Genomic DNA, 22792 nt, shown 5'->3' on the forward strand with positions numbered 1-22792 from the left:
TATTAATCCTCCTTATGTTGTCTGCGTTCCCATTCATCCAGGAATTGTCCTCGGCTTGAACTATGCTCATTTGATAACGGCGCCACGTCGGAAAAGACCGGATCGGAAAGCAATTTACGCTGGCTGACAATCCTTTTATACAGCAGGAAAACGGCGATCAGAATAATCGTGCCCCATAGCGGGGTGAATAAGCTGAGTGTACCCAGAACAGCCAGGATGACTCCGGCCCATTTCAGCCCTCCCTTGCTTTTCAGGATTAGGAGCATCCCGCCGATCATCAGAGTGATTTGAAGCAGTGCCGTCCACACAGGGTTCATCCCCGCTTCCGAGTGCCCTCCCGTTCTTGTAAATCCCGGATACCCATGATGCCCCTGTTCGACAAGACCGTGCCAGGTTTTTCCGGGAACATCATGCCCGATAAAGAGGCTCCATTTCATGAGCAGCACAAGGAGAAGGACAGAAACCGATCCGATGACAATACCGGTAAGTAACGAAGGTTTTTTCAAGGAACTCACCTCCTTTCCCGCAACCGTTTTGGTCATGTATGTTATGCCTTGTCCCTTGCGTATGTATAGCTTAAGAGAACAAGCTTTAGCGAATCTTAATTGTTAAAACAGGATGTTGACCGACCCGATTCCCGGCACCGGGACGCTTTGGAAATATGGACGTGCCAATGCTGTAAGAGCACTGCAAACTCGCATAGCCAAACCTTTCTGAGCAAACGAAAAAGTCCGCGGTTTCCGCGGACTTTTAATTTGCTCTATTTAATTGCTTTTTTGGTTTTGCAAAACACATACTACAAGCTCTGCAAAGTCAGCAGCTTCCGGAACAATTTACGGATCCACCCGACGATCACGGGTACCAAAAACAGCATGACGAATCCGGCAGCGATGAGAACCCCGATTTGCGTTTCCTTTTCGCTGGAGAGCATTTCCTCTACACTGCTTCCAATCAAAATCATACGCTGATCTTCTCCCTCGCCGGGCAGATGAATGGGCTCCAGATGTCCGTTAACGGCCCGGCCGATCACCGTGATCCTTTGCCCTGGGCTAAGCGCGTGATAACCGTAAGCCGTTTCCTTAGGGCTCTCCACAAGCAGCGGGCGGGATGTATTTCCCTCATGGATAAAGGAAAGCTGATCCGGATTCACAGTTTCGGAATCAAGAGGCAGCCAGTCCGAGTAGAATTTGAACCGCTCACTTTCTACCTTAACGCCTTGAATGGTTAAACTTCCCCATACTTGAGGAGCGACGTCTTCATTCCACATATAGTTACAGCCGCTTTTGCTGCAGTGCCAATTAAACTTTTCCTTTTGAAGCAGCAGGTAACGCTGCATTAACTTGCCTTCATCCGCTGCAACGGCCTCTCCCTCTGCGTTTCCTTCTACTCGGACGATTCCGTTCGTGTCTGCCGTCAGCTGCTGAACCGGAGCCGCATGTGAGATTAATGAGGCCAACCTGGCCGAGTCCCAATACAGCAGCAGTAAGCCGGCTAATATGAAAAAACCTAGGAATTTCAATAAACCCAGCCAAAAACGGGTAGCCCGGCTTCCGTCCGGTTTCCCCTTCCGCTTGAATTTACCTTTGCGAACCTCATGATGACGCTTTGCGCTGCTGTGTTTTGATTGACTTTTCGAATGCCTAGACACGCGCTCGTTCCCCCTGTGAGCTCAAAAATGTTGTCTTTGTAACATTACGGAGCCGTACTAGATCGGGTTTCAGCAGCGTGCACCTATGCGCCTGATGAATTCACGTTCGTTTCCTGTTCCTGATATTCAGGCTTGCAATTTGCAGGATCTTCCATTACTTTTTGAATGATGCCGGTGAGTGCTGCGTCCTGCTTGCAGGTATCGGCTTCGATAAGTTCAACTATGTTCGAATGACGAAAGGAGATGCCTATGAAGGCGTTGGGAGCTCTAGTTACTCCACCAAGGGTCTGGTACCAAAAGAAAAGAAACCTCCTGCGGATTGTCCTGCTGATGCTATGCTTGGCAGAACTGGCGATTGTCGGGGTGAAGTATGATGGTCATGTCCGCCAATTTTTGTGGATGGGAATCGCTGGATACAGCGCGGCATTGATATTTTTCAGCTATATTTTTACATATGTGGTGCTTCGGTATGGCAAACGGCAATCGGTTACGCGAAGAGCAGACTTGCTATTCGCCATTTTTATATTTTTCCTATCGTTATTCCCTTTAGTTATGCTTGGGAGAGTAACAGCGGATATCGTTCAGGGGCCGGTTGTCAAAACCGTACACGTCGTCGAAATATGGGATCCTAGACGTGGCGGGGACCGTGTACGAACAGAGGACGGTAAAGAATACGAGCTCGCAGACAAGCATATTGTCATCGAAACTGGCGGCACATACCGAATCCAGGCTCTGGAATATTCGGGAATGATTCTGGTAGCCGAGGAGCAGAACTAAATAAAGGAATCGATAAACGGAGAGCATACCGAGCCCGCTGCAAAGCGGGCTTTCTTTATATGCCTTGTCAAACCGCCGCTTCCGATAAATTGGTCGAAATCAGCCCAGATTCTTTTTCATATGCACCGTAATGATTTTGCGGCCGTCATCGAGCTGGGAAATTTTCAAATCAAAAGGTCTGAAGGAATGTTTATGGTAAAACGCCAGCCCTCTTGAATTCGCGTGATGACAGGAGAGGAAAAGCTCCCTCACCCCGTAGTTGTCTTTTGCCTTTTGCATCATTGCATGCAATAAAAGTTCACTGGCTCCTCGTCCCCTGTGACTTGGTGAGACAATGACGTTGCCAAGCCAACAAGCATGACCGCATCGGTTATATAAATTAGCGTAAGCGGCGATTTGACCGGAATCTTCTTCTATAACAACAGTTGGTTCAAAGCGGTTCATGAGTGAATCCGATATTTGTTCTGGTGTTAACGGAAACCTAAAACCTGGGCCAACATAAAGCAGCTCCTGTTCCGTTTGCGGGAACCCGCAAATGTCTGTTAAATCCATCCTGGATAATGCTCCGTGAGTATACATAGGTTTCGCTCCTAAAGCGGCGTAGAGTGGATAAAATACAATAAAGATCGTCCGCCCAAGCACTGATACAGGAATTAAATCAATTCGGGAAGCGCAAAGACGCCATGCTTCGTAAAGTCGCTGATGATCGCCTCAGGCAAATATTGAACGAGTTCCGACTTCGTGGCCCATCTATACTCGTCATGCTCGTGCGAGAGGGTTACACGCGGTTCGTCAGTCCTGCACAAATAAGATAACAGCACGATTTGCCTCCCCGGATCCGTAAAAAACGTCGTTGCAAACAGCAATCGATCGATACTTACGTGAATCCCCGCTTCTTCTTTAATTTCGCGAATCAATGCGGTATCCAAATCCTCGCCAAACTCCAGATTTCCACCGGCCGTTTCCCAGCCTCCCGCGCCTACTTCGTCTGAACCGGAACGTTTGAGGATCAGTACACGGCCTTGATGGATAATTACAGCTTTTAATACGACAACGATCTTACCTGTCATGATATGGTCCTCCCCCCATGCAGCGTCTCTCATTGTGATTGACGATACATGAAATGGGGATGGTTTTCAATTCATGAAATCGAATCTTCCGCAATCCATGAAGCTGCCTCTTGAACAAAGCGGCTCGGTTTCCCGATGCTGTACAATTGCAGTTCATGCATGGCCCGGGTACAGGCGGTATAGAACAGCCGCCGCAAGCTCTCTTCTCCGTATTCTTCGTCCGAAGCGTTATAGACGATCACAGCATCGAATTCGATTCCTTTGGCCAAATATACCGGAATGACGACGATTCCCTGTTTATATTCGATCGAACCGCTGGTAACGAGCTTGATATCCTCCAGATCGTGAAGGGATTCGAATACGGATGCGCTTTGGGCTGCGGATTTGCAAATAATTGCAACGGTTCGGTGCCCCTGTTCCCGGAATTGTTTGACTTTTTCCCTAATGGACTGATGCAACTGCTCCGCGTCGGCAGCTCTCGTGAGTACGGGGCGGCTTCCGTTCCGGTCAAAAGGGATGATCTCTTCTCCGTTGGGGATAAGCGCCCGTGTAAATTCGACGATCGGTCTGGTGGACCGGTAGCTTCGGTTCAATATAATGGCATCGGTTTGTTCCTCCCCGTATAATTCGGCCAGCATGCCGAAATCGTCCGTACCGTCGGCGTGGGCGAAGACTGCCTGGTTGAAGTCGCCAAGTACCGTCATTTTCGCCGCCGGGAACAGCCTTTTTATAAATTCGAATTGAAACGGCGAATAATCCTGCGCCTCATCCACGAGGACATGCCGGATCGAAACATTGGTCTGAAAGCCTTCGATCAGCTCTTTTAACAGCAAATAAGGTGTTGCGTCCTCATATAAAAGCTTCCCTTGGTCTATCAGTTGAGACGTCATTTCGCCGATTTCATTCCATTCGGGAGGGAGTTCTGCTCCTTCAACCTCGTCGTCAGCAGGATGGGAAACCAGCATTTGCTTATAGATGGCCGGCGTATCGATAAAGCCCATATCTTTAATTTGTTGCCGAATACGTTTGAATTTCCTGCTGACGATCCGGCGCGCAAGCTCTTTACGGACAAGTTCCAGATCCACATCCTCTTCCGATTCTTCGGTTAACCCTTGTTTTTTTCGAAGATGCGCATAAGCTTGCTGGTATTCATCATTGTCGACCAGCTCAACGGCGTCCTGCACCCAAGGCTTTCTCCGCTCGGCCTTCTCCGCTTCTTTGACCAGCTCCTTCAACCAATCCGACAACTTTTCCAGTCTGTTGGCAAAGCGAAGCGTCGTGTGCTCACTGTAGAATCTCTCCATGATTTCCCCGGCGGAAACGAGCGTTTTACCTTTAAAGGATATATCCTTGAATACCATTCCAGCTTGTTCCAGCGCCTGACGGCAGGATTGGATCCGATCAAAAAACGCCTTTGTCGCCTTAAAGCGGATACCCGCCATCCGCACCCGGTAGTTCGGGTCTTCCGAAGCCGTAAGGACGTACTCCAGCTGCGTGTAAGGATCTTCAACGTCGAAGGAGCTGCTCAGCCGGTGGTTCAGGTACTCCTGAAACGTAACCTGCTGCATATTTTCTTCCCCGAGTTCTGGCAGCACGTTGGAGACATAACTCTTGAACATGGCATTTGGCGAAAATAAAAGCATTTGGTCCGCCGTCAAACGGTTCCGGTATTTGTACAGCAAATAAGCGATCCGCTGCAATGCCGCCGACGTCTTGCCGCTCCCGGCCGCGCCCTGAACAATGAGAAGACGTGCACTGTCATGTCGGATAATCCGGTTCTGCTCCTGCTGAATCGTCGCCACGATGCTTCGCATGTGCGTGTCTGCGGATTGACCGAGCACCTGCTGGAGAATCTCGTCACCGATGGTGAGCCGGGTATCAAACATCGACTGAATAACCCCGCTGCGGATGATGTACTGCCATTTCTGCTCCAGCGTGCCTTGAATCGGCCCGCCGGGCGTGATGTATTCAGCCTGACCCGGTGTGCAGTCATAATACATGCTTGAGACCGGGGCTCTCCAGTCATAAATCAGGAACTTTTCCCCGGTGGCATCCGTGAGTGAGGAAACGCCGATGTACACGCGCTCTGTCTCGTTCATTCCCTCTTCGGCAAAATCAATCCGCCCGAAATACGGCACATCCTGCATGCGCTGAAGCTGGGACAGCCGCTTGGAGGACTGGCGATGGCTGCCCTGGCTTAAGGAGAGGACCTCGGACTGCTGCCTTAAGCTGATAATCGTTTCTAGAAAATCGTCAAAGTTGTCCGTGTTCACCGTAACGTCTTCCCAGAAATGCTTACGGATGTCCACAACCTCTTGCCGGCGGCGAGCCGTTGCTTCCTCATATTCGTTGATCTGATCTTGGATGATGCCAATCACCTGATTCACCCGCTGCTGCTCCTGTTGAAGTTCTTGACTCATTAAGAAACACTCCTTTACACAAATGATTGTGAGTTCCTGAAAAATGGGGGTTGACGGGACCGACGCAATGGTGTAACATATAATTAGGGAATACTGATTAATTCTACATATTGTCACATGACGCATATTTAAATTTATCATGTTGCTCTCATTTTGGCAACTCTATTTTTGTTTGCTTTCTAACTCCGCCTATTACGGGATAACGTTCCGTCTGGCGGAGTTTTTTAAAGATTAAAGAATTTATAAATTTCAGCAAAGCTGAACCATTCTATAATCGCAAGAAAAACTTCAGCTACATGCGGTCTGTCTTCTTTGAAGGTACGTCGATAGACGTTTTTCTTATGCTCCAATGCAAGCTTTTTGTGCCGAAACTCATTGATCAAGTCAATATGAAAAGGAGTTACGCCGCCTGCAGACGACATAACTCCTTGGCTTTTTTATAAAGTAACCCGGTTTTCTCAGGGAAAATATATTCAGAACCATATTTTTTATGCCTATTCCTTCTTTACTCCTGGACCGCCTTGGTATACCCCTTCCTCCTGCTTGGTGTCGTCTTCGTCCAGCCCCTGCCGTGCCAGCACGTCCGCCGCGTTGTCCTTCGGCTCATAGCCGATTTTTTCGCGCAAGTATCCGATATCATAATAATTATCGTCATTCGCTGAGGTCCCGTACATGGTCAAAAACTTAAGGGATGGATCTACCTCAATGCAGCATTCGGCCAATTGCACCATATCGCGCCGGGAGATCCAAATATGAGCGGTACGATCCGAGTGCGGACGGTCGTCGCCCGGAAAATTGCCGATCCGGATGTTCACGGAGGAAACTCCGTACTTATCAGAATAGTAACGGCCAAGAAGCTCGATATAGCTTTTGCTGAGCCCATAAAAGCTGTCGGGCCGGTGATCCTCGGGCTTGATATGCTCTCCTACTTTATAAAAACCGGTGGCATGATTGGAACTCGCGAAAATAACCCTCGATACGCCGCCTTTACGGGCACCTTCATAAATGTGATAAGCACCTGTCACGTTAATGGGGAGCACCTTCCCGAGGAAATCGTCTTCGTCTTTAGCCCAGCCAAAATGAAGCACCGTATCGATACCCTCCAGCGCTGCCGCCACAGCCTCTCCATCCGTGATGTCCAGCTTGCTGACTCCGTGCTCCGGATCGGGCCGAATATCTGTTGCGACCACTTCATATTTTCCTGTCGAGCGGAGTCCATCTGCTACACAGCTCCCGATCCGCCCGGCTGCACCGGTAACGAGTATTTTCCGTTTCATTGCTCCCACCTCATTTCTTATTGTTCGATCAGCGTTCTTCTTGCTGCCACACATCGTTATAGTCTTTATGCCGCTTGAATTGAACATGGGCAAATGAGCAGGCGGGAATAATCTTCTTGCCTTCCTTCCGGGCCATATCCACCACCGCTTTGACCAGTTCATCCCCGATCCGCTGTCCTCGCAGCTCCTCGGACACATACGTATGATCTATGACGATGGTTCTGTCGTCTACGGGCTGAAAAGTGATTTCCGCCACCGCACGTTCATCCTCCACCATCACGAACCCTTGACCCGCTTCACGGATTTCTCTCAACATTCCCACGCTCCTTGTGCAAAGTTGTTCCTTCTTTGTTCTATTTTCTTTGTTCTATCTTCTTTATTCTTCCCCGCCGAATGGACAAGCGAAACCTGCAGAGGGCGTACGTCATAAAATTGGCTCCCCTGAATTTTACTCTGGTGCTTTACCAGAAGAAAGTGTATGATTAATACTTGTCAGTGTTTTTTTCAACAAGTCGATTCATTATTCATTCAAAAGGAGTTTGACATCATGACCAGACACAAACTGGGATTCTGGATTTTGACCGCTCTCGTCGTGGGGAATATGGTCGGTTCCGGAATTTTTATGCTGCCCCGCTCGTTGTCCGAAGCTGCCAGCCCTGCGGGCGTCATTCTGGCCTGGCTGGCGACTGGGCTCGGGGTTCTTATGCTGGCACTGGTTTTCGGAAGCTTGGCTGTCCGTAAGCCGGAGCTCAGCGGCGGGCCGCAAATTTACGCGAAAGAGCTGTTCCGGGAAGGCTCACATGGCTCCCGCCTTGCCGGTTTCATGTCCACTTGGGGGTACTGGGTAGGCAATATAGCCGGGTTCGTGGCGGTGATTACGACCTTCGCCAGTTACCTGTCGACCTTTTTTCCGGTGTTGACCAGCGGTAAGGTGTGGGTGGATACCGGAATATTCACGTTAAAGGCCGGCAATGTGCTGACATTTATCGTCTGCTCGCTTCTGCTGTGGGGCACGCACGCCATCTGTATGAAAGGCATGAACGGTGCGGGCCGATTGAATTTTATCGCGACGGCAACCAAAGTGGTTGGCTTCGCCTTGTTTATTATCATTGCTTTATTCGCTTTTCAAAAAAGCAACATCGGCCCCTTCCTGGCTCCTCGCACCGATGACAGCGGGGAAACGCTCAGCCTGCTGTCCCAGGTCAATGCCGCCGCCGTTGGAACGCTGTGGGCTTTTATCGGCGTCGAATCCGCCATGGTCTTTGCCGCCCGCGCCCGCCGCAAACAGGACATCCGCCGCGCAACCATTGCCGGGCTGCTCATCTCCATCATCCTGTATGTAGGCATCAGCATCCTGACGATGGGACTGATGACGCAGGATCAGCTGATGGCTTCCCAGAATCCGCTGGTGGACGGTATTACCGCGGTCATCGGCCCGATCGGCGGCAAGCTCCTCGCTGCGCTGGGCTTGATCAGCCTGCTTGGGTCGACGATCGGCTGGGTGCTGCTGAGCGCCGAGGTGCCGTTTCAGGCCGCCAAGCTGGGCGTGTTTCTCCCTTCCTTTTCCAAGGAAAACGGAAAGGGCATGCCGAAGACGTCGCTATGGATCTCGAACGCGGTCGGTCAGGTTTTGCTGCTGTCGACGATCTCCGGTTCGATCTCGGCGGCGTTCGATTTTATCATTTACATTGCCACGCTTGCCTATCTGGTCCCTTATTTGATTGCTTCACTCTATCATATTAAGCTGATTTGGACCGGAGAAACCTTTACGGCTCGCAAAGAACGGGTAACCGAGGGCGTGATCGCGGGGCTTGCGGCATTGTATTCGCTTTGGGTCATCATCGCGGGAACGGCGGATTTGAAAACCTTCCTGCTGGGCATTGTGTTGATCGTCAGCGGCATTCTGTTTTATCCGCTGCTGTTCAAGAAAGGCAAGGTAGGCAGCACATCAAACTAATCATTACTGTAGCGAACACAAAAAGGCGGCCATCTTGGATGGACGCCTTTTTCATAGGATTCTGTTGCGACAGCGGCTTCAACTTCTACGGCTTACCAATATACAGCTTACCGTTCGCAAAAATCGCCGAATATCCAAGCTTGTACAACTCAAAATACGCAGCAAGCGGGTCTCCTTCAAGCCCATAGCGGTGCCATTGGAGGTAGTACGAAATCCAGTAGTCACAGGCAATGGAATAATAAGCCTCGCTCAACACTTGAACAGGTTCCTGATGATCCGTATGCTCACTCACCAGTTCAAACAACGATTCGTGTACGACGGGATCATACTCCTCTCGGAATTTTTCGAATTCGCTGCCGGATACGATGACTACTTCGGAGACCGTTCCGAGATACGCCGACGCCTCAACCGCTTCATCCAGCTCGGCATGATCGTCCATCAGCTGCTTCAAACCGAGGATATGCCTTTGGCCAAGATCCCTGAGCTCCTCTTCGGATACATGTTCAGATTTTCCGTTAAAATACCCGGGCACCCATTCCCCTTGAAAGTCCTGAGGATCCAGCATTTCATAGATCGGGAGGATCCGCTTTAAAAAGATATCACCGTCTTCCAGGGGCGCGAACGTAGCTTCCACCCCTTTTCCACTGGGCATATAGATTTGAAAATAACCGTAAAACATCTCTTCTTCAATAGGCCCTACAGTTTCTTCAGCCTCTTCTTTATCCATCAATCCAAGCACGTATTTTCCATACTCCTGCTGATCGATCATATCCGCCTCCTGTCTGCTGGATTCTACTAACTAGAATTATAAAGCGTAGGAAGTGGCCGGGGCAACGGTTGGCCGGACACGGAGCTTTTCCAATAAAGATTACACTTTGTGGCAGCGCAACTTCCCGTATGATGCTTGCGTCTTGATTAGTAGATTCAAGTAAAAAGAACACGGAGGATGATCATGAAATATTCCCACTTCATGCAAGGCGTGCTGCTATCTGCAGTGGTTGTGACAGCGGTATCACCCCATTCGTTTGCGGCAGCATCGACTCAACCGGGAGATCGCCTGGATTCTGCAGCACGGTTATCGGTTTTCAGCTCTGCAGAGTCACCGGCCGCGTCAGCTTCCAGCACCGCCACTTTGGGAACGGCTTTCGTTCAGGTGGCAGCCGGGAATTATTATTCGGTCGGACTCCGGGCAGACGGCTCGGTGTGGACCTGGGGAAGAAACTTATATGGCGAACTCGGGATTCCCGATACTACGGCCGTTTCCAGCATGGTGGCACCTGTTCGTCTCAACACACTGCCACCATTGAACTCGATAGCTACCGACGGGTATGGTTACCAATTAGGCGTCACACGCGACGGTACGGTTTGGGAATGGGGATCACGACCGGGCTACGTCCGGGAAACCCAGGTTCCGCGAGCACTCCCGGGTTTATCCGGAATCTCGCAAGTAACGACACTGCAAAAGTACAGCTTTGGTCTAGCAAGCGATGGGTCCGTGAAAGCGTGGATGAGAGATCAGAAGAGCGGCGATTCGGGCAAGCCGATTTCAGTTAAGGGTTTGAAAAATATCGTACAACTGCAGTCGACATCCGATTATATCTATGCGCTGGATTCGGCAGGATCTGTCTGGAAGTTAACGGTGAACACCTCAGAGAATCAGCTTCACCTCTCCGTACCGGTCCGAATACAGGGTTTGCCGGCACTGAAGCAAATTTCCATGCAGCATGCCTATGACGCTTATGGAATAGACAGCTCCGGCAAGGTATGGAATTGGTCTACCCCAGCTTCTTCTAGCACAGGAAAGCTGTATGTGAAGCCAGTGAGCATTCAGCCGTCCCTTCAGGTTCGAAATGTTTATGCTTCCCCTGGTTATGCGTTGCTGGTAAGCCGACAAGGCGAATTGTGGATGTACGACGGCAAAAAGGGCAGAACAGCCGTTAAAGTCAAAGGACTGCAGCGGATCGTATCGGCATCGGCCGGGGATACCCATCGCTTGACCATTGATGCCAAAGGCCAGGTATTCGGCTGGGGGGCGAACAATTGGAATGAGGTTGGCGTCCCGCGAAATGCGGGTGACGGCATGGAATATGCACCGGTTCCCATTCAGCGGCCGATCACCATTCGTATCAACGGCAGCTTGCTCCCCGCCTCCTTCCCGGCGGTCAACAAGAATAACTCGATTATCGTCCCTGTAAAAAGCATAGCGAAGGAGCTCGGAGGCTCTCTCGAGGCCTCTACAACTCAGGAAGGGACCAGTTACAAGCTTCAATATGGCCAAACTACGGTGACTTTCCGTCCCGACTCGGCCGATGCCGCCATTCAAGGACAGTCCATTGCATTGTCCGCCCCGGTAAGTATGATTAACGGCGCTGTCATGGTGCCAGCCTCCCTGTTCAAACAGCTGGGATGCCAGGTCGATTGGAATCCGAATCTTGTCGAGCTGAGCATTCAAGGCAAGTAACAGGCTGTTCATGCGCAGAAAGCACACGCCACTAAATGCGGTGTGTGCTTTTTTCATAGCGTAATTGCCTAAGAATGGTTACAGCTAAATATCATTCAGCGGTGATACGTTTAAGCAAAGCCAACAGCTCTCGGATCCTGGGAGCAAGGTCCTCGTTTCTGCTCATGATCCGCGTGAACTCCGCTACTCCCTGTTTTAGCAGCACACCGCTGAAATAATAATATCCGTAAAAAGGATCCGGCTCGTAGCCGCGAGGTTCTTCTTCCTCCCACTCCTCCTCGTCTCCGTCTTCTTGCTCGGGCCAGAGGTACTTGTCATCCAGCAGCTCTTTCATGGATTTTATCGAGCCGACGTCTTGAATATCCTGATCTGCTAATGCAGAAGCTACAGCAAGGTATAAATCGATCTCTTCGATGGAAACCTGTACCGGTTCCACCGTCCTTAGTTTCTCCATCAATACAAGAATGGTCCAAGGGGTCACCTGCCACAAGGTCCCCTGATGTTCGATCAATCCCGCTAGGGAAGCGTACTGTTTTTCTTTAATGAACCGGGGAATGTCCGTTCCTCTCCCATAGGCCGTCGTCAACCGATGCCATGGAACGTCTGGGATCTGAATATCGGTAATAGCCTTCATCGCATGATTCCACCTCTTGCTCTTTTTCTTACTTGCTTGCTCTGCTTATATTTACTTCCACGCCGCAGCCATGGATCCTTTCTCCGGATAAACAGGTTGGCATCTCAGTTACTTAAATAAAGTTTTTATGTTGACAACATTAAATTTAAAAAATATAATAACTTACGCAAAGTAACTTACTGATGAATTCAGACTGCAGTCGGTTCATAATCCAAATACATCATAGATGGTTCAGGTGGTGCAAACATGTCGTTTTTCAAAAAATTATTTGGCACAGCAGCCAAGGAGGAAGTTACAATGAGCAAATTGAACATCGGTATTATTTTGGGAAGCACGCGTCAAGGCCGGGTAAGCCCGCAAGTGGGACAATGGATCAAAGAGATTGCCGACCAACGCGGTGACGCTAACTACGAAATCGTGGATATCAACGATTATAATCTGCCTTTCCTCGGAACGACAGACGGATCCGAACCTGGCATCGCCGCTTGGAACCAAAAGCTCGGAGAACTGGACGGCTTCGTGTTCATCGTTCAGGAATACAACCACAGTATTACCGGCGCGCTGAAAAATGCGATTGACTTCGCCCGTGAAGCGTGGAACAACAAAGCAGCAGGGATTGTGAGCTACGGCTCCACCGGCGGCGCCCGTGCGGCGGAACATCTCCGCGGTATCCTGGGAGAACTTTTGGTTGCCGACGTTCGCGTTCATCCAACGCTGTCTCTGTTCACCGATTTTGAAAACGGATCGGTCTTTAAACCGCAAGCCCTTCATCTGGACAATGTCAATGCCATGCTGGATCAAGTCGTAGCTTGGAGCGGAGCCCTCAAGACTTTAAGATAATTGTATAGCCAATCCAAATAAATGCAAAAAAAGCTGCCGATTAACCCGGCGGCTTTTTTATATTCACTGCTATACTAATTACTCCTCAGCCTGCTTTTAATCCCCCGCGGTGACCAGCCTATTAGTTTCCTGCACCAGCTTGCGCAGAATATCAAGCGCTTCTTGTAACCTTCCGGCATCTGCCGATACCAAGGTAAACATTTGATGGACCCGCTTTGCATAGGCTGGCGGCACGATATCGAAAGCGTCGGCAAGGGCAGTCGCTCCCTTTTCGTTCATGCAATATTGATGATTTATGGCGAACAGCACCTGATTCAAGCAGGATACCGCCCTAAAGCAGCATCCGCTCACATAAGAGATGTCTTTCTTGGCGACCCCTTTCATCCCGATGTCATGCGAAAATTCGGCTTCCCACAAAAACTTGCCGATGACCGCTTGCCGGTATACGGCTGGGAAAGGCGACGTTTTGGACTTCAGTGCGGTAATGCTGTCCGCAGGGTCCCATAGCACTTGGCACAACGCGACTTCCGCCATGTAAATGGCGTTAATAAAGCCGTGAGGATGGCCTGGCTGATAATCAATCGTGACGTTTCCGGCAAGACATTCTTCCATCACCATGGAGACTTTGCGGATATCGCGGTACAAAAAATCAACCGGTATTTGTTCGACTTGCAGCCAGCCCCCGCCATTGATCCAAGGTCCCCATCCGCCAATCTCCGTGATCAGGTCCGTTCGGCCCTCATCATCGAGGGCAGCAGCGATCCGACGGAGTTCTTCGACGTCCAATCCTTCCCTTGAATCATAATAGATGCCGATATCGATATCCGACCCGGAATGATGCATTCCTCTGGCTCTGGAACCACCAAGTACGATGGCCCTGACCCCATCAACCTGACCAAGATCCTGTGTTATTCGATGGATTATGGGCTGAATATCCATGCCAGCTCACCTCATTTGACTCTTTTCATTGATTATAGCAGCCGCACAAACGGGATTTTCGGTAGAAAACTATTTAAACGTAAAAAAGCACCGGCTAAAGCCGGCGCTTGGCCTTATTTCCACCATTCATCAAAAGGAGTCACAGGTAGCTCACGTTTATGCTGCGAACGGTCGTAACGCTGCTCGATCTTGAGCTGCTCCTGCGGGTCAACCTGCTGGCCGGTCAAATACTGGTCGATCACTTCATATTCCATGCCCAGCTCTGTTTCATCCGGCTGCTGCGGCTTGTTGTCCAGCAGATCGGCCGTAGGCGTCTTCAGATACAATCGCGCTTCGGCGTCCAAAGCTTTAAGCAGCTGGCGGCCCTGCTCTTTGGTCAGCCCGGTCAGCGGCAGAATATCCGCTCCTCCGTCACCGAATTTCGTGAAAAATCCGGTGAGCGCTTCGGCCGCATGGTCCGTCCCGATAACCAAACACTGCCGCTCACCGGCGATGGCGTACTGGGCGATCATCCGCATTCTCGCTTTGACGTTTCCTTTATGGTAATCGGGAAGCCCGTTTCCGGTAGATTCAGAATACGTAAGGGCAAACGCGTTGACGGCATTCATAATGTTGAAATCATAGCTCTCGTCCGGCTTGATAAAATCCAGCGCCTTCTGCGCATCGTCCTCATCCTTCTGAATGCCGAAAGGGAGCCGAACCGCGTAAAATTTGGCCTCATATCCTTCCGAACGCAGCTCTTGGACCGCAAGTTGGGCAAGGCGTCCTGCCAGGGTCGAGTCCTGCCCGCCGCTGATGCCGAGCACGAACCCTTTGGCCCCTGCCTTCTTGCAGTAATCCTTTAGGAAACCGATTCGTCTGCGAATTTCTTCCTCCGGATTAATTTCAGGCTTTACATGAAGTTCTTGAATAATTTGTTGTTGGTTTTTCATATCAATGACTCCCTTCTATCGGTACAGTTTATGTTGGCACATATAAGCATAGCAGTTGTCGGGAACCAGATAACGCGGCTCACCGCCTCGTTGAAATTCATCCCGGATATACGTCGAGCTGATTTCCATCGCGAGCCCTTTGTCGAGCAGATGAAACGTCTGTCCGTCGTCGGCGTTCCGCAGAATCGGCGATTTGCTGATGGCCGCCAGCATGTTGATTCCGTCCCGAGCCATCACGATGAACTTGTTTTCCTGGATGAGCTCCTCGGATTTCTTCCATTTCCCTTCCCCGATATCAAGCAGCAGATCCGCACCCATGATAAAGTAAATGTCGTCGCCCGGGAAAGTCTCCTTGTAATGCTTCAGCGTCAGATAGGTGGCAATTTCCCATCCTGCTTGCTTCATCTCATAATCGTCCGCGACAAATTTATCATTGCCATCTATCGCAAGTTGAATCATGTTCCACCGGTGCTCGTCGCTGGCATGCAGCGATTTATCCGGCCTTTTGCTTGAACAGGGCAGGAAGATCACCCGGTCCAGCCGGCAGCGGTGGGCCACGGTGCTGGCCGTCCACAGATGTACGTTGGTAATAGGATCGAACGAGGATCCGTATATTCCGATTTTCGCCATGTTCCCCTCCTTAAGGCTGCAGCTGCCGCTGGATGTCCCGCTGAATTTCGTCGATCAGCCTCATTTTGTTATCCCAGCATGCCTGGCTCAGGTTCACCGGATACTCTGCCGGATTCAAGATCCGCTGATATTCCTCCCAAAGCACCTGAAGGTTGTCACGCGCAAACGCTCTGATGTCCTTCAAGTCTGGCAGTTCATACACCAGCTCTCCGCTGTCAAAAACCAGATGATGGAGCTCCCTTGCCTCAAAATCGGTCACGAACTTAGCAATATACGTATGCACCGGATGGAACATTTTGAGACGCCTCTCTTTCTGTGGTTCTTCATGCTCCAGCGTAATATAATCGCCTTCCGATTTGCCGTTGCTCCGGTTGATGATGCGATAAACCCGCTTTCTGCCCGGGGTTGTAATCTTTTCGGGATTCGAGCTGATTTTAATGGTGTCGACCATTTCACCAGTTTCATTCTCAATGGAAATCAGCTTGTAAACGGCTCCCAGTGCAGGCTGATCGTAAGCGGTAATGAGCTTGGTTCCGACACCCCACACATCGATCTGCGCTCCCTGGGCTTTCAGGCTCATGATCGTCTGTTCATCGAGATCGTTGGAGGCATAAATTCGGGCTTGCGGAAAACCGGCATCGTCGAGCATTTTTCTGGCCTCTTTAGATAAATAAGCCAGATCGCCGCTATCCAAACGTATGCCTTTGAACGTGATCCGATCGCCGTAAGCTTTGGCTGCCTTAATCGCGTTCGGTACCCCGGACTTCAACGTGTCATACGTATCGACTAGGAAAACGCAGTCCCGGTGGGACTCTGCATACTTACAGAAAGCGGTATACTCATCCCTGTATGCCTGAACCATCGCATGGGCATGCGTTCCTGCAGTCGGAATACCAAACAGTTTGCCGGCCCGTACATTCGATGTCGCATCAAACCCTCCGATGTACGCCGCGCGCGTTCCCCAAATGGCTGCATCCATTTCCTGGGCCCGCCGGGATCCGAACTCCATCGTGATGTCGTTTCCGGTAACCTGCTTCATGCGGGAAGCCTTCGTCGCGATCAAAGTCTGATAGTTGACGATATTCAGCACAGCCGTCTCGATTAACTGAGCTTCAGCCAGTGGTGCCTCAATCCGCATCAGCGGTTCATTGGCGAACGCCAGCTCCCCCTCCCTCATAGACTTGACCGTTCCCGTGAAGCGGATCCCGGAGAGATACTTTAAAAATTCGTCACTGTATCCATCTTCCTTCAGGTAAAACAGATCGGATTCCGTAAAACGAAATTGCTGCAGATAGCGCACCACCCGTTCCAGTCCGGCGAAGACGGCATAACCGTGGTGAAACGGGATTTTACGAAAATAAACCTCGAACACGGCCCGTCGTTCATGAATTCCATCCTGCCAGTAGGACTGCGTCATATTGATTTGATATTTATCCGTATGCAGCGCAAGGCTGTCATCTGCATGAAGATTGGCATCCGGATTCGGTTGCTGATTCATTCGTTGGTCCTCCTTTTGTAAAATAACAATTAACCAAATGTTAAATCAGATTTCGAAAAAAATAAGATCTTTATTTTCGCAAAATGGATTTACTTCTTGCTGTGATATATGGAGCTGCTGATATCCGCATCCACAAAGCGGTACAGCTGCGTCGGTTTCTTCGACGTTCGGCTCGTCTTCTTGCCGGCCACCTCCTGGATAAACGGGAGTGACTTAATCTTTCTGGCAAAAGCCGCATCCAGGGCAATCGCCGAATCTTTCGTTACGGTGAGCAGTACACTCTGCAGCTCCGAATAGGTAAACTCTTCAGGCAGAAAATCCTTGGCCGCCGTCGTCTCCAGCAGTTTCCGCCGGATGACGGCGATGGCGTCCTGAATGATGACTTCATGGTCAAACGCCAAGTCCAGCGACAGGACGTCGTCGACCGGAAACAGCTCAACCTCGCTCGCATCATCATTGGCTGCTCTCTGGGACAGATGGTGTTCGGGCACGATCGCATAATGCGCGTTCGATATGATCCAGCCCCGCGGGTCCCGGCCCGGCGTATCGTATACGCCAAAATGCTCCAGATGAATATGCTCGACCCCAGTCTCTTCTTTCAGTTCCCGCTCCGCCGTTTGAAAAGCGGATTCCGTCGGTTCGACAAAGCCTCCCGGCAGCGCCCACTTCCCTGCTTCGATGTTGGGGCGGCCCTCACTGTCCGTCATACTCCGTTTGATGAGCATGATTTGCAGCTCCATAACCGGCGGTTTAAATGCTTCCGTCTTCTCCGAACGGATTGTAAAGACCGCGATGTCGGACGTATAACCGTCAGGTGTGCGGTACTTTCGGACATCGTATTGCTGAAGTGCTTGTTCGTTGGACATATTTGCCTGCGCCTTTCCTGTTTCGATTTACAATTAACATTTTGTTAATTAATAATATACCTGGGTTGGTTTTTTGTGTCAAGGGTTATGTTTCCAAAATAATAAAAAAACAAGCCGACTTCTGCGTCGGCCTGTTCAAATGTTTCGGTCAGGAAGCTGTTAGACAAAATAGGCGGTTCCAAGACCGACCTAATTATTGGAACTTACTTTTAAGCGCTCGAAAGTCTTGACCATTTCGGCATCCTCCAGAAAAATAGTTTTCCCTCCCAATTCTGAACCCATAGCCAGCTTGGTTCCTTCAGCCCTGTAAATGCTGACGGAATCCCCGGCAGTGAACTCTACCGACATCCCGTGGAAAAACGTTTCGGGAAATATCCTTGGCAGCGTCACTTCCGAGCCTTCGGCAGTAATTTTTTTAAGCATCCGGCAAACGGTACGAATCCCCTCCTGATCCTGCTTGTTCGCTGCGATCAGCGGTTTGTACGTGATGTCTCCATCCTGCATATGAACAGACTTCACCGTGTCGACGGCGCATGAAGCGGCCATCTCCTGAAAGCTTCGCTCTTTAGGGAGTGCCTTCCGTTCTTCAGCATAAGACGGCCGTTCGTAGGTCAGCCGCTCGGAGGGACCGTTTTTTTGAAACGGACTGTCATAGGCGAAATCTAAAATTCCATAACCGGGATACCAATCATCCCCGGCGAAGCTCAGCGTATCTCCTGGATACGGCGTCTGGTTCTCACGGGCGTATGCCAAATCTTTTCCCGTTAAAAGCTTGTCGGCGAGTACCGTGGTTGTCTGGTCCCTCAGGTCTATTAACGTCAACAATCCGGTGCGGCTCGGCCGGACCACCAAATAATCCGTGCCAACGGCCTGAACGCCGAACACGTCTTCCTGCTTGGTCAGCTCCGACAAATCATGCGTGGCAACGATCTTCCCTTCGTCGTTATATACCCACACGATCTTTCCGTCCGTCAGCACCGTATATTCGATCCAGCCTTTAGGATCATATACCTGATAGTATGACGTATTCGGTTCGTACCGGCGGTCATAAGCCGCATGCTTCTGCTCGACGATTCGGTTATTGCGGATAAGTAGGGCGTAGACATCATAATGGGGCTGAGGGTTCGCGTACTTGTCCACAAAGGTTAGCACCGTATTTTTCCCATTTCGAACCGCTCCATCGGTCGTAACGGTCCCTTTAAATTCAGCATCCAGTTTACCGATCAAGGTTACATCAGTTTGTTCATCTTTGGTTAGATACAGGTCATGGGTAACCTGATTCAACCAAATCGCATAGGGCGTTAATCTCATGTAATCGTCCGATTTCGTCATATGTACGGTTTGAGTGGACTTCTCCCACTTCACTTCCGTTCCCATAGCCTCCGAGAAGAAGCGCAGCGGGGCATACACCCGCCCGTCGACCATTCGAAGTGGCGAGGACAGAGCGACAAGCTGTCCATTGACGCTAGCGCTTTTCGAGCCAAAAGGCAGTTTCACGGTGAGCTTTGGATACCTCATTGTTACCGTTTTGGCCTGAACGTTCCAAGAGACCAGGGTACCGAGCACTTCTCCCATATCCCGGACCGGCAGATAAACCGTACCTTTGTCAAGGAAAGGGGGTGTTTTCGGATTTGCAGCTTTACCGTTCATCGTCAAGTTAATGCCAGTATTGGCCGCCGCTTTGGTTGCCGCGGAATTGTCGGCGCTAACAGGCAGTGCAATTGCAAATGCAGCAGCGGCGGCCAGAAAAGCAGCCGACAGAAATGAATTCCATCGTAGTTTGAAGCGCATCAGATAGGATCCTCCCGTTATAAAAAGAAATGAGTGCCTAATCAATAAACGCCGGAAATCAGCTGTTGGTTGCTGCCCTGAAAAATTTCCCCGTACATAATTCACCAGCTTCAGTGCCGCATGTGATGGTTTGCTAGCCTTACCGCCAAGCGCTGACCCGCTCGGATTTGCGGACAAACATCGCCGTCAGGGACTTCGCTCTCGCATCAAGCAGCTTCTTGCGGCCCTCGGGAGTCCGGGTATAGACCAGCTCAGCCGGTCCGATATGCTTGCGCCACAGAACGGCAAAACGCTCGGCATGTTCCTTGCGCCGTCCGATCTCCTCCGGGACGGCATGGTAATCATGCGACCGGCCAAACCGCCGCCGCGATGTGCGATAGACTAAATAGCGGGGATTGTCGATCGGATCGAGCAACTGCTGCAGGGCATTGAGGAACAGCGTCTTTTCATGCGTACTCCCATCCCTCAGCCAGCATACGACGGCCCCCCCTTCCTCCTGACTTCCGATCAGATGAATGCTCGGCGCGGGTTGGACCAGCTTCATTTCATACAGCACGGTGTATACGGCTAATCCGACTTCGCGAATACTTCGATCCAGCGACTGGTGCTTGATCGTCATTTTTGCAGCCTTGTAGATCCAGGGGCTGGCACATACGGCCGCCAAGATGGCAGCTATGCTGAATTTGAACCAGCCCGGTGCATCCGAGTGCAGCATTTGAGGCGATGAGGCCGCGTCAAAAAACGTCTCCAAACCGAGCACCGATGCGAAAATAAGAACCGCTTTGACCGTATAGGGATAAACCACCGGCCTTGGAACACTCTTGCCTTCCGCCTTCAGCTCCTCGGTCATCGAACCCTGCATGGCAACGGCTGATACCCAGTGCTCCTTGAGCAAGTGCCGCTCCTTTGCCCTTTCCAATGTTTGTGCGTTGTACAGCTCAATACCCCTTTCCCCTAACTGTCCCGGCCCCAATCCCATTCGCTCCATGCCGGATTCGATCGTTTCATTCGTAATGGACAAGCCCACCAACGAGCGGAAACGTCTGGCAAGAGACGCCATATCTTCTCCTCCATCCGCAAGCTCCGTATCGACGCAGGCCAAATGCCATATCACCCCGGTTTTGTCCGGATTTCCGCGCTGCGAACGGATCGCACGCCCCCGCATCTGATTGGACAGCATAAATGAGCCTACGTAGGAGGCCATGATCATCGAATTGATCCCTGGCGCATCCCATCCTTCGCCCAGCAGCGCGGCCGTACCAACGAGTACGCGGACACCGCCTTGGTCAAAAAGCTCTGTGACCCATCCGACGATAACGGAACGATTCGAATCGCGCACATCGATCGTCACGTATTCGGAATCGTGGGCGAGCGGCCGCTCCGTGAGCGTAATACCGCGCTGACCGGCCGTCTCCCGCACCCATGCTGCCGCAGCGACTGGCAGGATCACAAGGGAGCCGGTCAGAACGCCGATGGGGAGCTCTCGCCCGCTCGGTTCTTTTTCTCTAAGCCGTCTGCGGATGGTTTCGAAAATCGGGACCACCCCAAGGCGCTGAATTGGCTGTTCATCCCCTGCTTGCTTAGGCATGTCTTCCTTCCGGATATAATCGGTAAGGATGACCATGCGCAGGCCTTCGCCAAGGACCGATCTCTCATAATCGAGGATATGCCCGATTTGCTTCAGCTTCGAAACGCTGTGAATCAGCATTTTGTCCAGTGCCGGAGTGGACCGCAAGTACAGCTTGCGCCGCTCAATCATGCCGAGTTGGCTAAGCCGTCTGCGAAGTTCCTTCAGCTCAGGCCGATCTGAATCCACATGGGCATCTTTAAACAATACCCCGCTCAACAGCTCCTCCAGCCATTCGTCGCTTAGATTTGGCGTATCTGCTTCTTTAAGCCCCAGCAGCCTGACCGCATCGCGCCACACCGGCTGATTCGCCGCCCGTAAGAAAATGACCATGCTGGAGTAATAACCAGGGGAAGATAATATCTCTTCCATATGGAATTCCGCGTTCGTGATCCAAGGGTGGCCGGCGATCAGCTCGGTCATGAACTTGTCCCGGATGAGCTCGCCCCGCAGCCTGGCCGCATGCATGCGAAACTCGCGGAGCTGTGCCGCTTCCTTCTCCTCAGGCGGTGTCAGCATGATGTAATCCTGATGCGGGCATAATTCGCCATGACGGACAAGCTCCGGCACGCTGATCTCCTCATCAATCGGCCCGCACAGCTCGATATACCGCTGCCACTCGTTCGGATTCACGTCATACGGCGGCGTTGCTGTCAGCGCAATTTTGGTCGGCCGCTCCAGCAGGTCGCACAGCTGAACCGCGCTCCTCCACCAGGACACGCGCAAATGATGGGCTTCATCAAAAATGACGGTGTGCAGTCCCAGCTTTTTCAGCTTTTCAATGATCTCTATCGCTGCTGAAGGCTGGTCCACCTCGTCTTCCTTTTCCGCCTCATCCGTGTCTTCTGGAAGCTCCTGCTCTTCCGGAGCCGATCCACGTTCAGTGGCAGCATCTTCCGTATCATCGACCGCAGTTTTCAGCCCATCTTCAATTAGAACAATAGACTGCTTGTCTCCCTTCACATCATCTTTTTTCCCGGCGGCAGCGAGAACAGTATGTAAGGCCTGATATGTTGTAATTGTGACCATGGCCGGATGATGAATGGAAGTCGACAACCAGTCCGGGCGTATGTCTGTTTCCAAAAAAAGCTCCATGAAGCGGTTTGCCCACTGCTCCTTGATCGTCAAGGTCGGTGCCAAAATGATCGTCGGCCGGTTGATGCGCAGCATGACTTCCAGGCCCAGAACGGTTTTGCCGGATCCGGGAGGCGCAACAAGATGCAGGTGCCGATTACGCAAATGCTCGTCCAACCGGTCCAGTATCCGCTTTTGATAGGAACGCCACGGATAGCGAAATTTGATATGCTCAGGAAAAACCTTGGTCTGATTCTCCATGGCGGTTCACCTCTTTTCATCTATTTCCTTTCGTCCATATCCCTCTTTACGCCGAAAAATATGCCAGGGATTCGGGGAATGGATATTTTG

The 22792-nt window shown here is 51.0% G+C and carries 20 protein-coding genes; 4 read left to right on the top strand and 16 right to left on the bottom strand.

Features of this window, described 5'->3' with window-relative positions:
• Nucleotides 1-2 precede the first annotated feature (2 nt).
• Both C7820_RS08420 and C7820_RS08425 read right to left on the bottom strand, forming a co-directional pair.
• Nucleotides 3-506 (bottom strand): hypothetical protein, encoded by a 504-nt coding sequence (locus C7820_RS08420; protein WP_116230559.1) that lies wholly within the window; start codon nucleotides 504-506, stop codon nucleotides 3-5.
• Nucleotides 507-796: 290 nt separating this feature from the next.
• Complete coding sequence (locus tag C7820_RS08425) at nucleotides 797-1648, bottom strand: hypothetical protein (RefSeq protein ID WP_116230560.1); 852 nt, start codon at nucleotides 1646-1648, stop codon at nucleotides 797-799.
• A gap of 249 nt (nucleotides 1649-1897) precedes the next feature.
• On the opposite strand from C7820_RS08425, the gene C7820_RS08430 reads away from it, so the two are divergent.
• Entirely contained in the window at nucleotides 1898-2425 is a 528-nt protein-coding gene (locus C7820_RS08430; RefSeq protein WP_116230561.1) for a hypothetical protein, read from the top strand.
• Between the two features lie 99 nt (nucleotides 2426-2524).
• On the opposite strand, the gene C7820_RS08435 is transcribed toward C7820_RS08430, so the two are convergent.
• From C7820_RS08435 to C7820_RS08460, 5 genes are all read right to left on the bottom strand, one after another.
• A complete protein-coding gene (locus C7820_RS08435; protein ID WP_258875168.1) occupies nucleotides 2525-2977 on the bottom strand; it encodes a GNAT family N-acetyltransferase in 453 nt (150 codons plus the stop codon).
• Nucleotides 2978-3078: 101 nt separating this feature from the next.
• Nucleotides 3079-3495, bottom strand: a complete 417-nt coding sequence (locus C7820_RS08440) for an NUDIX hydrolase (RefSeq protein WP_116230563.1) — start codon at nucleotides 3493-3495, stop codon at nucleotides 3079-3081.
• Between the two features lie 71 nt (nucleotides 3496-3566).
• Nucleotides 3567-5915, bottom strand: coding sequence for an RNA polymerase recycling motor HelD (gene helD, locus C7820_RS08445; protein WP_116230564.1), 2349 nt, complete (start codon nucleotides 5913-5915; stop codon nucleotides 3567-3569).
• A gap of 494 nt (nucleotides 5916-6409) precedes the next feature.
• A complete protein-coding gene (locus tag C7820_RS08455) occupies nucleotides 6410-7192 on the bottom strand; it encodes an NAD-dependent epimerase/dehydratase family protein (protein WP_116230566.1) in 783 nt (260 codons plus the stop codon).
• 28 nt (nucleotides 7193-7220) lie between these two features.
• A complete protein-coding gene (locus tag C7820_RS08460; protein ID WP_116231687.1) occupies nucleotides 7221-7505 on the bottom strand; it encodes a GNAT family N-acetyltransferase in 285 nt (94 codons plus the stop codon).
• Between the two features lie 234 nt (nucleotides 7506-7739).
• Here C7820_RS08460 and C7820_RS08465 point away from each other — a divergent pair, with 234 nt between their 5' ends.
• Complete coding sequence (locus tag C7820_RS08465; protein WP_116230567.1) at nucleotides 7740-9149, top strand: amino acid permease; 1410 nt, start codon at nucleotides 7740-7742, stop codon at nucleotides 9147-9149.
• Between the two features lie 85 nt (nucleotides 9150-9234).
• Here C7820_RS08465 and C7820_RS08470 read toward each other — a convergent pair whose 3' ends face one another.
• Complete coding sequence (locus C7820_RS08470; protein WP_258875169.1) at nucleotides 9235-9918, bottom strand: hypothetical protein; 684 nt, start codon at nucleotides 9916-9918, stop codon at nucleotides 9235-9237.
• Nucleotides 9919-10101: 183 nt separating this feature from the next.
• Between C7820_RS08470 and C7820_RS08475 the strand changes: the two genes are divergently transcribed.
• Complete coding sequence (locus C7820_RS08475) at nucleotides 10102-11610, top strand: stalk domain-containing protein (protein WP_181908971.1); 1509 nt, start codon at nucleotides 10102-10104, stop codon at nucleotides 11608-11610.
• A 91-nt stretch (nucleotides 11611-11701) separates the two neighbouring features.
• On the opposite strand, the gene C7820_RS08480 is transcribed toward C7820_RS08475, so the two are convergent.
• Nucleotides 11702-12244, bottom strand: a complete 543-nt coding sequence (locus C7820_RS08480; RefSeq protein ID WP_116230569.1) for a hypothetical protein — start codon at nucleotides 12242-12244, stop codon at nucleotides 11702-11704.
• A 246-nt stretch (nucleotides 12245-12490) separates the two neighbouring features.
• On the opposite strand from C7820_RS08480, the gene C7820_RS08485 reads away from it, so the two are divergent.
• Nucleotides 12491-13084 (top strand): NADPH-dependent FMN reductase, encoded by a 594-nt coding sequence (locus C7820_RS08485; RefSeq protein ID WP_116230570.1) that lies wholly within the window; start codon nucleotides 12491-12493, stop codon nucleotides 13082-13084.
• 96 nt (nucleotides 13085-13180) lie between these two features.
• Here C7820_RS08485 and C7820_RS08490 read toward each other — a convergent pair whose 3' ends face one another.
• The 7 genes from C7820_RS08490 to C7820_RS08520 all read right to left on the bottom strand — a co-directional run bounded on the left by C7820_RS08490 (nucleotide 13181) and on the right by C7820_RS08520 (nucleotide 22702).
• Nucleotides 13181-14023, bottom strand: a complete 843-nt coding sequence (locus tag C7820_RS08490; protein ID WP_116230571.1) for a nucleotidyltransferase domain-containing protein — start codon at nucleotides 14021-14023, stop codon at nucleotides 13181-13183.
• Nucleotides 14024-14136: 113 nt separating this feature from the next.
• Entirely contained in the window at nucleotides 14137-14955 is an 819-nt protein-coding gene (gene nadE, locus C7820_RS08495; RefSeq protein ID WP_116230572.1) for an ammonia-dependent NAD(+) synthetase, read from the bottom strand.
• Nucleotides 14956-14970: 15 nt separating this feature from the next.
• Nucleotides 14971-15585 (bottom strand): nicotinate (nicotinamide) nucleotide adenylyltransferase, encoded by a 615-nt coding sequence (gene nadD, locus C7820_RS08500; RefSeq protein ID WP_116230573.1) that lies wholly within the window; start codon nucleotides 15583-15585, stop codon nucleotides 14971-14973.
• A 10-nt stretch (nucleotides 15586-15595) separates the two neighbouring features.
• Nucleotides 15596-17083: a nicotinate phosphoribosyltransferase gene (locus C7820_RS08505; RefSeq protein WP_116230574.1), complete on the bottom strand. Its 1488-nt coding sequence runs from the start codon at nucleotides 17081-17083 to the stop codon at nucleotides 15596-15598.
• Between the two features lie 89 nt (nucleotides 17084-17172).
• Nucleotides 17173-17949 carry an NUDIX hydrolase gene (locus C7820_RS08510; protein ID WP_116230575.1) on the bottom strand — a complete coding sequence of 259 codons (777 nt, stop codon included), beginning with the start codon at nucleotides 17947-17949 and terminating at the stop codon, nucleotides 17173-17175.
• A gap of 189 nt (nucleotides 17950-18138) precedes the next feature.
• Nucleotides 18139-19740 (bottom strand): copper amine oxidase N-terminal domain-containing protein, encoded by a 1602-nt coding sequence (locus tag C7820_RS08515; protein WP_116230576.1) that lies wholly within the window; start codon nucleotides 19738-19740, stop codon nucleotides 18139-18141.
• A 139-nt stretch (nucleotides 19741-19879) separates the two neighbouring features.
• On the bottom strand, nucleotides 19880-22702 hold the full coding sequence (locus C7820_RS08520; RefSeq protein WP_116230577.1) for a DEAD/DEAH box helicase family protein: 2823 nt from the start codon (nucleotides 22700-22702) through the stop codon (nucleotides 19880-19882).
• Nucleotides 22703-22792 lie beyond the last annotated feature (90 nt).

The sequence above is a fragment of the Paenibacillus sp. VMFN-D1 genome, from assembly GCF_003386155.1.
GTDB lineage: Bacteria > Bacillota > Bacilli > Paenibacillales > Paenibacillaceae > Paenibacillus_AQ > Paenibacillus_AQ favisporus.